We start from the raw sequence: 13,130 nt of genomic DNA, 5'->3' as shown, positions 1-13,130 counted from the left end.
CCGGGCCCCCACACCGGTCGACGACAGCTCCACGAAAGGAGATTCGAACTCATGTACGCATTCGTTGCACCGGGGCAGGGCTCCCAGGCCCCGGGCATGCTGGCCGGCTGGCTGCGCGACCCGGTGTACGCCGAGCGGCTGCGAGCCTGGTCCGAGGCCGCCGATGTGGACCTCGTGCACCTCGGCGGCAGGGCACCGGCCGCGGAGATCGCCCGTACCGAGAACACCCAGCCGCTGCTGGTCGCCGCCGGGCTCCTCGCCCACGAGGCGCTCGCCAGGACCGAGCCGGACGGGCCACTGGTGGCCGCCGGGCACTCGGTCGGGGAGCTGACCGCAGCGGTGTACGCCGGAGCGCTCACCCCCGCCGACGCCGTGCGGCTGGCCGCGGTGCGGGGCCGGGCGATGGCCGCGGCCTGCGCCGAGGTTCCCACCTCGATGGCGGCCGTGGTCGGTGGCGAGGAGGCCGAGGTACTCGGGCGCATCCACGAACTCGGCCTGTACGCGGCCACGTTCAACGGCCCGGGACAGATCGTCGCGGCCGGGACCACGGCGGACCTGGAGCGCCTCGCCGCCGCCCCGCCGCGCTCCGCCACGGTCAAGCCGCTCCAGGTCGCCGGAGCCTTCCACACCCCGTACATGGAGTCCGCGCGCCGGGCCGTCGCCGCGGCGGCCGAGCGGACGCCTTTCCGGCGGCCGACCGGGACCCTCCTGTCGAACGCCGACGGTTCGGTCGTCCGCGAACCGGACGACATCCGCCGCCGCCTGGTCGAGCAGGTGGTCAAGCCGGTGCGCTGGGACCTGTGCATGGAGTCGCTCGGCCGGATCGCACCCGAGGTGACGGTCTGTCTGCCGCCCGCCCGCACCCTCGCGGGCCTCTTCAAGCGCCGGCTTCCCGAGCTGGCCGTCGTCTGCGTCACCGCGTCCCGCGACCTCGACAAGGTGCGCGCCCGGATCGGTGCCGCTGCCGCCTGGAAGGAGGACCTCGTCCATGCCGGTGTCTGAGCTGTTCGCACGTGCCCGCGCCGAGTACCCCGGGCACCTCGCCCTCGTCGACGCCACGGGGCCGCTGACCTACGCCGAGCTGGGCGGCGCGACCGACCGGGCCGTCGGCTGGCTGCGCGGTCAGGGAGTGGGCGCCGGCGAGCGCGTCGTCTACGCCGGTGGCGGCGACCGCGCCTTCCTCGCCCTCCTGTGGGCCGCGCTCCGCATCGGGGCGGTGTTCGTCCCGGTGCACCCCGACCTCACGGACGACCAGATCGACCACATCGTGCGGGACTGCACGGCCGCTCTCGCCGTCTGCCCGCCCACCGCGGGGGGCGCCGCCCGCCGGACCGTGGAGGTGGAGCGGGCCGCGCGGGAGATCGAACACGCGCCCGCGGACCACACCGTCGCCGAGGTCGCCGACGACGCGGTCGCCCTGCTGATCTACACCTCCGGCACCACCGGCCGCCCCAAGGGCGTCGTCTGCCCGCACCGGCAGATCCTCGCCGCGGTCCGCGCCGTCAACGCGGAGCTCGGATACCGCGCCGACGACGTGGTGCTGTGCCGGCTGCCGCTCTCCTTCGACTACGGCCTCTACCAGGCCCTGCTGTGCACGCTGGCCGGCTCGGCCCTGGTGCTCACCAGCCGGGGCGGCGACGTCGGACTGGTCCGGACGATCGAGCGCCACGGCGTCACCGTCGTCCCGCTGGTGCCCTCGCTCGCGCAGATCCTCGTCCTGCTGCAGAGGAAGCTGCGCCGCGCCACCAGGGTCCGGCTGTTCACCAACACCGGCGCCCGGCCCAGCCCGGCCGTGATGCGCGAACTGCTCGACGCCTTCCCGGGCTCCGCATTCGCCTCGATGTACGGGATGACCGAGTGCAAGCGCATCTCGGTCCTGGACCCGGCGCTCTACGAGCGGCATCCCGACTCGGTGGGCCGCCCCATCCCCGGTCTCCGCGTCCGGATAGCCGGCCCGGACGGGCGGACCCTGCCGCCGGGCGAGACCGGCGAGATCGTCGTCCGGGGCGAGACCGTGATGGCCGGGTACTGGGGGGTCCCGCTGGAGCGGCAGAGCCGGTACGTGCGCCGCGCCGACGGTTCCCTGGAACTGCGCACCGGCGATCAGGGCCGGCTCGACGCCGACGGTCTCCTGTACTTCGTCGGCCGCGACGACGACGTGATCAAACGGAGCGGCGTGCGGATGGGCCTGTCGGAGATCGAACTCGCCGCCGAGCGCATACCCGGGGTGTACGCCGCCGTCGCCCCGCGCCCCGCGGACGAGGACGCCCCGCTCCTGCTCGCCGTGCAGACGGATCTCGCCCCGCACGAGGTCCGGGCGGCTCTCACCCGCTGTCTGGACCCGGCCCGTCGTCCCGACGGGATCGTCCCGCTCGACACCATGCCGCTGACCGCCAACGGCAAGCCCGACCGCGCGGCCGTCGCCCTGCTGCTCATGGCCGGGGCCGGCACCGCGCCCTCCGCGGCCGCCCCCACGGCTGCCACCACCGTCCCCGCCGCACTCACAGGGAGCTCCCATGGACCAGTCGCAGTTTGACCAGCTCGTAGAAGAGATATGCGCCGTGCAGGTCACCAGCTCCGAAGTGCCGCTCGTGGATCTCGGCGTGGACTCGCTCCACACCGTCGCCCTGGTGATGGCCGTCGAGGACAGATTCGACATCGAACTGGACCCCGACGCGCTCGCCGACCTCTCGCTCACCTCGTCGGCCGGCCTGCTCGGGCTCGTGCACGAGCGGCTGGCGAACGGCGCGAACGCGTTGTCGGGGAGCTGACCGCCATGTGGACCGACGTAAGACCCTCACCCGAGATGCCGCAGCTCTTCGAACGGGGCGGTGACCTGATCTCGTTCGCCGGCGGCCTGCCGGACCTGGACCTGCTGCCCCTGAAGGAACTCTCCGAGCAGTTCGCCCGGCTGACCCGGATCGGCGGCCGGATCGCGCTCCAGTACAGCACCCCGCACGTGGCCAAGGCCCTCGTCCCCGCCATCACCGACCTGATGGCCCGCGAGGGCGGCAGCACCGCGGCCGCGAACCTGGTGCCGACCGCCGGCTCCCAGATGGGACTGCTGGCCCTCGGCCTCGGCCTCGCCGCACCGGGGGAGACCGTACTGTGCCAGACCCCCGCCTACCCGGGCGCGGCCACCGCCTTCCGTACGGCGGGACTGCGGCTGCACGGAGCCCCCGAGGACGCCGAAGGGCTCGACCCGCTGGAGCTGCGGGCGACCGTGGCCCGGCTGCGGGCCGACGGACAGCGGGTACGGATGCTGTACTGCAACCCGACCTTCCAGAACCCCACCGGCGCCACCCTGTCCGTCGAACGACGCCACCAACTGGCGGACACGGCAAGGGAACTGGGTCTGCTGATCGTCGAGGACAACCCCTACGGCCTGCTCGGCTTCGACGGCACCACGGTCCCCACCCTCCAGGGCATCGACCCGGAGAACGTCGTCTACCTCGGCACCTTCTCCAAGGTCTTCGCCCCCGGGCTGCGCTGCGGCTGGATCGCCGCGCCCGAGCCGGTCGCGGGGCGACTGCGCCGCACGACCGAGGTGATGGCGCTGTCGCCGTCGGCGTTCGCTCAGGCCGCGCTCGCCGCGTTCCACGCCCGCGGCGGCTGGGACGACCTGATCGACGCCTACCGCGAGCGCTACCGGGAGCGGTGCGGCCTGATGGCCGACGCGCTGGAGAAGGAGCTGGGGACCGACGGGCCCTGGCGGTGGCGGCGGCCGGAAGGCGGCTTCTACCTGTGGCTGCGGCACGAGGGCGGCGCCGACACCGGCCGCCTGGCGCAAGCCGCGGCCGAGCAGGGCGTCTCCTTCGTCCCCGGCAGCCACTTCGGGCTCGACGGGGAGTGCGGCGACAGGCTGCGACTCTGCTTCAGCAACGTCCCGCGCAAGCGCATCCCCGAGGGGGTCGCCCGGCTCGCGGCGGCGCTGCGAGGCGCGGCGGCCGAAACCGGCACCGGCGGGGCCTTCGGCGCGGAGCTCGGGAGGCGGGCCGCGTGACCAGCACCCGCGAAGCGCTGCGCGAGCACGACTGGGCCGACTTCCGGCCCACCCGTCGCCTCGGCGACAGCGAGTGGCACATGTGGGGCGTCGGACTGCTGCGCAGCGCGGGCTTCCCCGCCTCGGGCCTCGACCTGCTCGGCGGGCCGGCGGCGGCCGCCGCGGCCGACCGGGGGGACGAGGACGCCTTCACCGCCGCCTACCACGCCGACAGCGCGGCCGAAACGCACCGCCTGGCCGCCCTCGCCGGTGACGAGAAGGTCCGCACGGCCATCGCCTGGCAGAACCGCACCGTCTACCGCGTTCTCGACGCGCTCGCCGCCGGCACGGGCAAGGAGTCCAAGCGCAAGCAGCGGGAGCGCACCCTGGCCATGTACTGGCTGCGCTACTGCGCCAAGGCCGAGACCATCGGCTTCTTCGGTCCGGCCGCCTGGATGTCCGTCGGGCGCGCGCCCGGCGGCCTCGCGGTGGACCACGGCGAGCGGCTCGTCGCGCGCAGCCGTACGTACTTCGAACGCTGGGCGCTGGCCGCCGTCGCGGACTGGATGGTCGCCCAGCCGGGCGCCCGCTGGTGGTTCCCGCCGCTGCCGCGCCCCGACGTGCACCTCGACGGCGACCGGCTGCTGCTGCCGGGCGGACGCGTGACGCGGCTGCGCCCGGAGGACCGGCAGGTCCTCGGCCACGCGGACGGGGAGCGCAACGGTGCGGCGATCACCGAGGCCCTGGTCCGCGAGGACGGCTGGGACGCCGAGGGGGCACGGCCCCGGGTCGAGAAGATCCTGACCAGGCTGCTCAAGCAGCGCGTGCTGACCTGGGACGCCAACATCCCGGTCGACGTGCGGGCCGAGCGCATCCTGCGACGGCGGGTCGCCGCCGTCGCCGACCCCGAGCTGTTCGTCCGCTTCGAGACCGTCCTCACCGAACTCGACCGGCACCGCGAGGCCATCGACGCCGCCACCACCTCCGGCGAACTCGCCGCGAGGCTCGACGAGCTGGACGCGTACTTCGTGCGGACGACCGGGCTCGACGCCTCCCGCGACGAGGGCAAGGCCTACGCGGGCCGCACCCTCTGCTACCAGGACGCGGTGCGCGACTGCCGGGTCGAGGTCGGCACGGACTTCGTGGACGGGATCGCCCGGCCGCTCGCCCTGGTGGCCGACGCGGCGGACTGGTTCGGCAACCGCCTGGTGGAGCTGGTCGAGGCGGAGGTGGCCGGGTTCGTCCGGGCTGCCGCGCCGCGGCGCTCCCCCGTCACCCTCGCCGATGTGTGGCCCCAGGTGCTCGGCCTGTTCTGGGGCGACGGTGCCCGGCCGGTGCACACCGCGACGGGGGAGCTCGCCCGCAAGTGGCGTGAGGTCCTCGCTCTCGATCCGGCCGGCACGGAACCGGTCGCGCTGCGAGTGGAGGACATCGAGCGGCGGGCGCGCGCCGTCTTCGCCACGGGCCCGGTCCGCTCGCCCCATCTCGCCCTGCACAGCCCCGACCTCCAGGTGGTGCGGGAGGCGGACGGGGACCTGACCGTCGTCCTCGGCGAGCTGCACGCCTGCCTGGCCACCTGCGACCTGCCGTTCCTCGACTGGACCAGTGACGCCGGCTCCCTGCGCGACAAGGTGAACGCGGCGGTCGGCGCGCCACGCCTGGTGCCGTTGCTCCCGGTCGACTGGAAGCGCAACAGCGGCCGGATGGTGCCCGCCCCCATCGGCGAGGGCGACCGGCTCATCGGGTTCACCCGGGCGCCGTTCGACGACCGGTCCCGGATCGAGCCGGCCGCCGCGATCACCCTGGCCGAGCGGGACGGCACGGTCACCGCCACCACGCCCTGCGGGCGCGAGTGGAACATGGCCGAACTGCTCGCCGTCCCGGTGTCGATCATCGCCGCCGACGCCTTCAAGATCGGGCTCGACCAGCCACACGCCCCGCGCGTCAGCCTCGACGGGCTCGTCCTGTTCCGGGAGACCTGGCGGCTGCCGGCCGGGGAGATCCCGCTCGCCGTCAAGCCCGACCGGGCGGGCGACTACCTGGCGGTACGGCGCTGGCTGCGCGCACGCGGGCTGCCCGACCAGGCCTTCGTGAAGTTCCCGCAGGAGACGAAGCCCTCCCTGGTCGACTTCACCAGCCCCACCCTCGTGCTCTCCTTCGCCAACCTCGTCCGTCGCACCCGGCACCTCGACGAGGAGGCCACCGTGATCCTCAGCGAGCCGCTGCCGCACCCACGGGACTCCTGGCTCACGGGGGCCGAGGGCGAGCGCTACGTCAGTGAACTCCGGCTCCAGATCAGCAGAAAGGTACCGGAATGACCGTGGCTCCCACCGACGCGACGGCCCGCGCCGCCACCGCGGCCCGGCCTCGCGATCCGGACATCATCGCGACGATCGGCGCCACCCCGCTGGTCGCCCTCGACCGGCTCTTCCCACCCGCGCTCTTCCAGGTCTACGGCAAGTGCGAGCGGTTCAACCCGGGCGGCTCCATCAAGGACCGCGCCGCTCGCTCCATGATCGAACACGCCCTGTCCACCGGTGCGCTGATGCCGGGCATCTCCACCGTCGTGGAGTCCTCGTCCGGCAACCTGGGGATCGCCCTGGCCCAGCTGTGCAACTTCTACCGGCTCGACCTGATCTGCGTCGCCGACCCGCGCACCACCGCCCAGAACACCGCGATCATGCGGGCGTACGGGGCGACGGTCGAGATCGTGGACCGCGATCCGGAGACCGGGGAGTACCTGCCGTCCCGGATCAGGCGGGTGCGGGAACTCCTGAACACCGTGCCCGACGCCTACTGGCCCAACCAGTACGGCAACGAGTACAACGCCCTCGCCCACCAGCACACCATGCGCGAGATCCACGAAGCGCTGTCACAGGCCCCCGACTACCTCTTCCTGGCCGCCGGCACCACCGGCACGCTGCGCGGCTGCGCCGAGTACATCGCCGCCGAGGGCCTGTCCACCCAGGTGGTGGCGGTGGACGCGGTGGGCAGCGTGATCTTCGGTCCGCCCGAGTCCTGGGAACGCGGGCACCGCCGCACCATTCCCGGCCACGGCGCGGCGGTGGTCCCGGCGCTGCTGCGCCCCGGTCTCGCGGACCGGGTGATGAAGGTGACCGACCTGGACTGCGTGCGCGGCTGCCGGGCCCTGCTGGCGAAGGAGTCGATCCTCGCCGGCGGTTCCTCCGGCGCTGTCGTGTCCGCCCTGATGGACGCCTCCTCCTGGATCACCCCGGGTGCCACCTGTGTCGCGATCCTCCCCGACGGGGGCGACCGCTACCTCGACACGATCTACAGCGACTCCTGGGTCGAGTCCCGGTTCGGCTGACCGTCCCGCCTGCGACGCCCCGCGCGTCCCATCAGTCCGTCTTCTCAACCCGTTTTCCACGCAGAGGAATTGACCAGACATGAGAATCCTCGGTCGCGAGGACGTCGCCGCCGCGCTCAGCGGCCTCGACCCCGTCGTGCTCGACGCCGTACGCACCGCGTACGTGCTGCACGGCCAGGGCCGCTCGGAGGTGCCGTACTCCGGCTTCCTGCGCCCGCCCGGCGACGACGGCTCCCGCATCATCTCGCTCCCGGCCTACCTGGGCGGGCCCGAGCCCGTCATGGGCCTGAAGTGGATCTCTTCGTTCCCGGCCAACGTCGAGCGGGGCCTGCAGCGTGCCTCGTCGGTGCAGATCCTCAACGACCTCCGCACCGGCTACCCGACCGCCGTCCTGGAGGCCAGCCGGATATCGGCCTCCCGCACCGCGGCGTCGGCCGCCCTCGCGAGCCGCACCCTGCACGGCGACCGGCCGGTGCGCACGGCCGGGCTGATCGGCTGCGGCACCATCAACCGGCGCGTCCTGGACTTCCTCGTGCTGGTCCACCCGGAACTGCGCACGGTCACCGTCCAGGACGCGGTGCCCGGCCGTGCGGCCACCTTCGCCGCCCAACTGGCGGAGGAACGCCCGGAGATCAGCTTCGTGGCCGGTGACGTCGACGAGGCGCTGCGCGCCGGAACGGTCTCCGTCGCCACCACCGACTCCAGCTACTGGCTCGACCTCGCCGCCCACCCCGACCGCCCCGGGCGCCAGGTGATCCTGCACCTGTCGCTGCGCGACCTGAGCACGGACTCCGTTCTGAACGCCTACAACGTGGTCGACGACATCGAGCACGTGATGCGCGAACGGACCTCGCTGCACCGCGCCGAGCAGGAGGTGGGACACCGCGGCTTCGTGAACGCCGAGATCGCCACCCTGCTCGGGCAGAGCGAGGCGCCGGCGACCGAGGGGACCATCGTCTTCTCACCCTTCGGCCTCGGCATCCTCGACCTCGCCGTCGCGCAGGCGATCCTCGCCGCGGCCACCAGGGAGGGCATCGGCAGCGAGGCGGAGGGCTTCGACCCCGGCCGGCACGGGGTCACCGCGGCCATGGCGGGAGGCGCGGCATGAGCTTCCTGTTCCCCGAGGGCACCCGGGCCCTGGTCACCGGCGCCTCGCGCGGCATCGGCGCGGCCACCGCACTGGCGCTCGCCGAGCACGGCTGCGACGTCGTCCTCAACTACCGCGCCAGCGCGGCCAAGGCGGAGACGGTCGCCGAGCAGATCCGCGCCCTGGGCCGCAAGGCCCTCCTCGTCCAGGCCGACGTCGGTGACGAGGCCCAGGTCATGGCGATGTTCAAGCGGATCCGCACCGAGTGGGGGCCGGTCCAGGTCGCCGTCCTCAACTCCGGCGTGACCGCGGACGGCCACCTCGCCGCCATGAGCAGCACCAAGTGGCAGGAGGTCATCGGCACCAACCTCACCGGCTCCTTCCTCACCGCCCGCGAGGCCACCAAGCAGATGTACGCGAGCGGCGGCTCCCTCGTCCTGATCGCCTCGACCAGCGGCATCGCCGGACGGGCCGGCCAGGCCAATTACGCCGCCAGCAAGGGCGGAGTGATCTCCCTGGCCAAGACCCTCTCGTACGAGGTGGCGCCGCGCGGTATCCGCGTCAACGTCGTCGCCCCGGGGTTCATCGACACCGACATGGTCAAGAAGGTCCCCCCGGCCCACCTGAAGGAGGCCCTCCAGGTGATCCCGCTCGGCCGCACCGGCACTCCCGCCGAGGTCGCCCAGGCCGCTGTCTTCATGGCCTCGCCCGCCGCTTCGTACATCACCGGAAAGGTGCTGACCGTCGACGGCGGAATGATCCCCAACTGACCTTGAAAACAACCGATTCACAGGAGAGATCCACTATGTCCACTGTCACCTTCGAGGACATCCGCACCCAGGCCGAGGCCCGTCTCGAGAAGAACATGAAGGTCAAGTCGATGATCATCGACCGGCTCGGGCTCGAAGTCGAGCCGGCCGTCGTCTCCGACAACCAGCCGCTGTTCGGCCGGGGCCTGGAGATGGACTCGCTGGACACGCTGGAGATCGTCGTCATGGTCAACAACGAGTTCGACGTGCTGATCAGCGACGACGACTTCGAGGCCTTCGGCTCCATCAACGCCCTGGTCGACTTCATCGAGGACCGGGAGACCGCCGCGTGAGCTCCGCGACCACCACACTCCTCGAAGCCCCGGCCGCCGCGCCCGCGCGCAAGGCCCTGAGCTACTCCTCGGACGACATCAAGCGGATGCTGCCGCACCGCTGGCCGATGCTGATGATCGACCGGGCCTACGACGTCGTCCCGGGCGTCTCGGGGCGCGGCGTCAAGAGCGTCTCCGTCAACGAGCCGTTCTTCGCCGGGCACTACCCGGACCACTCGATCATGCCGGGCGTGATGATCGTCGAGTCGATGGCGCAGCTGGTCGCCGTCGTCTACGTCGCGGAGATCCTCGAAGGCGCCGCGGCCACCGGAGCGGACGACGCCTCGCGCAGCGTCGGCTACCTCGGCTCCATCAGCAACATGAAGTTCTCCCGGCTCGTCGTCCCGGGCGACCAGCTCACGCTGGAGGCCCGGCTGGGGCAGCGCCTCGGAGGCCTGCGCCAGGTGAAGGTGCGGGCGACCGTCGGATCCGAACTCGCCGCCGCCGGGACGCTCGTCGTCACCACCGGCCGCAAGGGCTGAACTCCCGCCCCCCCAGAGAAGAAACCAGAACCACAGGACGACAGAAGGAGGTGTGGTCATGGCCCTCACGATCCGCCCGTACCAGGAGGGCGACGCGGACGCCATCGCGGATCTCTACAACCGCCACCGCGACAACCCCAACCCGGTCGCCGGGGGCGTCAGCGGCGCCGAGCTCGCCCGCGAGCTGGCCGAGCGGGAGACGGCGACGTTCCTGGTGGCCGAGGACGACGAGCGGCTCGTGGGTACGTTCGGTCTCTTCCACAACACCGGCCGGCGCTCGGCCCGGGCGGGCGAACTCATCGCGGACATGTTCTTCGTCCACCCCGCCCACCGGGGCGGCCTGGTCACCGGGAGGCTGTTCACCGAGGCCGTCGAGTGGATGATGCGCACCGGCTGCCTGGTGCTGCGGCTCACCGTCAACCCGGCCAACACCGTGGCCTTCCGGCTCTACCGGCGCGTCGGCTGCGTCTCGGTGGGCCGGGCCGTCCCCGGCGAGGACGGCAACGTGGAACTGCACAACTACATCCCGCTCGTCGTGCGCAGCGTCTTCGCCGACCTGGGCGAGCGGGCGACGGCGGCCCTCGGCGGCCTGACCAGCTTCGCCTCCGTCACGGAGTCCCGCGACGACGAGCTGCGCTCGGACGTGCGGATGGTGGCCGGGGTCCGCACCGTCGACTACAGCCTGGCGCTCGGCGAGTTCCGGATCGACGCGTCCGTGGACGTGGACCGGGGCGCCGTGCGCGAGGCCCGCCTCACCGAGCCCGACGGCACGGTAAGGGCGCTGCGCATCACCCGGCCCCCGTACGAGGTGCGGGTCCCGCGCGGGGCGGTGCCGTACCGGTTCACCGAGTCCGCCCTCACCTGTGAGGTGGACGGCGAGGACGGCACGCTGAGCGTCCTGGTGGCCGGGCACCGCGGCCCGGTACTCGTCTCCACCTGGCCGAGCTGCCGGGCCGACCGCCCGGCCGGCTGGCGCGAGGGCGAGCCCCGCGACCTCACTCTGGAGCCGGTCGAGGGCGGGGTGCGGGTCACCGAGCGGGACGGCGACGCCACGGTCACCGGCACCTTCACCCTGGACGGCTCCGGTCTGCTCCAGGAGTTCACCCGCACCGGCACCGCGTCCGGCCGGATCTTCCAGACGGTCGGACTGCGCCAGGGCGTGTTCACCGGCACCGACGGGCGGGACCACCCGATCGGGCTGGGCCGGGGGGTGCGCGACGCCTCCGAGATCGTCGCCGCCTCCCAGGCCGTCCAGGAAGGCGCGGAGCTGACGTGGCGGGGGCGGGACGTACGCGTCTCGCTGTCGGCCGACGGGCCCCTGCGGCTGGTCCACAGCACGCTCCTGGAGCGCGGCCTCGAACCCGGCGCGGACGGCGTGGCCCGGATGCGCACCACCATCCGGCCGAGCGGCGCGGACACCGCCCGCCGCCTGGAGGTGCAGGCCGCCGCGGGTGGCGTCACCGTCTGGCGGGAGGGCCCCACCAAGGTGCTGCGCAGCCCCTACCCCCGCACCCGCTCCCACGGCTACAACCCCCACTGGTCCGCGGGCCTGTGGGTGACCCACGAGAACAGCCGCCACGACCGGGCCGCCGGGCTCGGCTGGGGGGTGCCGGCCGCCGGCGCCTGGGAGGAGAAGCACCCGCTCGGGCTCCACGCCCCGGAGTCCGGCCTCGACTGGGAGATCGCCGCCGACGGCGACGGGCTCCGCGTCGAGGCCCGGGCGAGCGGGGCCGACCGCGAGACCGTGGTGTGGCTCACCCCGCAGACGCCGCTCAGGACGGCCGTCGTCCTCGACTCGGACGGTGAGCGCTGGGAGCTGAACTCCGGCGACTTCCGCCAGATGTGGGCCCGCCGGGCGGCCGTCCGGCTCTCCGACGGGCGGTGGCTGCACTGCGCCCCCGCCGCCGGTCCGCACGACGAACTGGTGCTGCGCGCCACCTCGTCGGGCCTGCTCGTCGGCGGAGTGTCCGCCGCCCGGGAGAGCGCCTGGCTGCTCTCCGTACACGACACACCCCTTTCCTTCTGAGCCATCGACCCGAAAGGCAACGACAGATCATGACCGCCACCACCATCGCCCCGGCCGCCCGCACCGCCACCGAGGACTACGCCACCCTGCGCACCGCCGTCGGCGCCTACCGCGTCACCGCCCCGCTGGTCAGGCTGACCGGTGACGACCGGCTGACCTTCCTGGACGGCTTCCTCGCCAAGTCCGCCGACTACGTGGAGCCCGACTCGGTCCGTGAGGTGCTGGCGCTGAACGCCGACGGCAAGCCGTTCGCGATCCTGCTGCACTTCGAGATCGGCGAGGAGTCGTGGCTGCTGCCGCGCACCGCCGTCACGGCCGACGAGCTCGGCGCCTACCTCGGCCAGTTCGACGCGTCCGCCGGTGTCACCGTCGAGATCTCCCCCGAGGGCTGGGGCGCCATCGCCTTCGAGGGCCCCGTGGCCTGGTCGGTCGCCGCCGGCTTCGTGGACTTCGACATCTCCGGCCTGACCCTGCACGCCGTCACCGAGGCCACCCTCGACGCCCCCGGCGCCACCGCCCACCTGGCCCGCGTCGGCACCACCGGAGAGTACGGATACCTGCTGCTGTCCGACGCCCCGCAGGCCGCGCACGAGGCGGTGCTCGCGGGCGTCGCCGACAAGGGCGGCGCCGAGATAGGCGAGGAGGGCCTCTCCCGGGTGCAGGCCGAGGCCGGGATGGGCGTGTACGGGGCCGGGTTCGGCGAGCTGGGCGTCGAGGAGGCCGACCTGGCCTGGATGATCGACTGGAGCCGGATCGGCGAGTTCCACGGCTCCGGCGAGCTGACCGCGCCGACCGGGTCCGAGAGTCGCCTCACCGCCCTCGTCGCGCCGGTCGGCAGCCGCTTCGCGGCCGGTACGCCGGTCACCGCCGCCGGTCAGGAGGTCGGCACCGTCCTGCACCAGGCGGCGGCCGCCAACCCCGAGGAGGAGCTGGTCCTGGCCCTGCTGGAGACCCCCTTCTGGGTGCCGGGGGTGGAGCTCACCGCCGTGGACCGGACGGGGACCGAGCGCCCGGTGCGCACCGCGACCCTGCCCCGGGTCATCGCCCGCTCGCTCACCGTCAAGATCGCCTGAGAGGCCGGGTC

The 13,130-nt window shown here is 73.3% G+C and carries 12 protein-coding genes; all 12 read left to right on the top strand.

Annotation, left to right across the window (positions count from 1 at the left end; translation table 11 throughout):
- The first annotated feature begins 51 nt into the window (after positions 1 to 51).
- Positions 52 to 1,002 carry an ACP S-malonyltransferase gene (locus tag ABZ564_RS04290; protein ID WP_360849158.1) on the top strand — a complete coding sequence of 317 codons (951 nt, stop codon included), beginning with the start codon at positions 52 to 54 and terminating at the stop codon, positions 1,000 to 1,002.
- Positions 989 to 2,536 carry an AMP-binding protein gene (locus tag ABZ564_RS04285; protein ID WP_360849155.1) on the top strand — a complete coding sequence of 516 codons (1,548 nt, stop codon included), beginning with the start codon at positions 989 to 991 and terminating at the stop codon, positions 2,534 to 2,536. Before ABZ564_RS04290 ends, ABZ564_RS04285 begins: the two co-directional genes overlap by 14 nt.
- On the top strand, positions 2,517 to 2,771 hold the full coding sequence (locus tag ABZ564_RS04280; RefSeq protein ID WP_360849152.1) for a phosphopantetheine-binding protein: 255 nt from the start codon (positions 2,517 to 2,519) through the stop codon (positions 2,769 to 2,771). Before ABZ564_RS04285 ends, ABZ564_RS04280 begins: the two co-directional genes overlap by 20 nt.
- Positions 2,772 to 2,776: 5 nt before the next feature.
- Positions 2,777 to 4,003: a PLP-dependent aminotransferase family protein gene (locus tag ABZ564_RS04275; RefSeq protein ID WP_360849149.1), complete on the top strand. Its 1,227-nt coding sequence runs from the start codon at positions 2,777 to 2,779 to the stop codon at positions 4,001 to 4,003.
- Positions 4,000 to 6,300 carry a lantibiotic dehydratase gene (locus tag ABZ564_RS04270; RefSeq protein ID WP_360849146.1) on the top strand — a complete coding sequence of 767 codons (2,301 nt, stop codon included), beginning with the start codon at positions 4,000 to 4,002 and terminating at the stop codon, positions 6,298 to 6,300. Before ABZ564_RS04275 ends, ABZ564_RS04270 begins: the two co-directional genes overlap by 4 nt.
- Positions 6,297 to 7,310 (top strand): 2,3-diaminopropionate biosynthesis protein SbnA, encoded by a 1,014-nt coding sequence (gene sbnA / locus ABZ564_RS04265; protein ID WP_360849143.1) that lies wholly within the window; start codon positions 6,297 to 6,299, stop codon positions 7,308 to 7,310. Before ABZ564_RS04270 ends, sbnA begins: the two co-directional genes overlap by 4 nt.
- Positions 7,311 to 7,389: 79 nt before the next feature.
- Positions 7,390 to 8,418, top strand: coding sequence for a 2,3-diaminopropionate biosynthesis protein SbnB (sbnB, locus tag ABZ564_RS04260; protein WP_360849140.1), 1,029 nt, complete (start codon positions 7,390 to 7,392; stop codon positions 8,416 to 8,418).
- On the top strand, positions 8,415 to 9,167 hold the full coding sequence (gene fabG / locus ABZ564_RS04255) for a 3-oxoacyl-ACP reductase FabG (RefSeq protein WP_360849137.1): 753 nt from the start codon (positions 8,415 to 8,417) through the stop codon (positions 9,165 to 9,167). Before sbnB ends, fabG begins: the two co-directional genes overlap by 4 nt.
- 35 nt (positions 9,168 to 9,202) lie before the next feature.
- A complete protein-coding gene (locus ABZ564_RS04250) occupies positions 9,203 to 9,499 on the top strand; it encodes a phosphopantetheine-binding protein (protein WP_360849134.1) in 297 nt (98 codons plus the stop codon).
- On the top strand, positions 9,496 to 10,020 hold the full coding sequence (gene fabZ, locus ABZ564_RS04245) for a 3-hydroxyacyl-ACP dehydratase FabZ (RefSeq protein WP_360849131.1): 525 nt from the start codon (positions 9,496 to 9,498) through the stop codon (positions 10,018 to 10,020). Before ABZ564_RS04250 ends, fabZ begins: the two co-directional genes overlap by 4 nt.
- A gap of 58 nt (positions 10,021 to 10,078) precedes the next feature.
- The gene (locus tag ABZ564_RS04240; protein ID WP_360849128.1) at positions 10,079 to 12,046 is read left to right on the top strand and encodes a GNAT family N-acetyltransferase; all 1,968 of its coding nucleotides are present in this window, start codon (positions 10,079 to 10,081) and stop codon (positions 12,044 to 12,046) included.
- Positions 12,047 to 12,075: 29 nt separating this feature from the next.
- Entirely contained in the window at positions 12,076 to 13,119 is a 1,044-nt protein-coding gene (locus ABZ564_RS04235; RefSeq protein ID WP_360849125.1) for an aminomethyl transferase family protein, read from the top strand.
- The last annotated feature ends 11 nt before the right edge of the window (positions 13,120 to 13,130 follow it).

Origin of the sequence: Streptomyces sp. NPDC019224 (genome assembly GCF_040632605.1) — a bacterium.
GTDB lineage: Bacteria > Actinomycetota > Actinomycetes > Streptomycetales > Streptomycetaceae > Streptomyces.
This window is presented reverse-complemented; position numbering and strand designations above follow the sequence as displayed.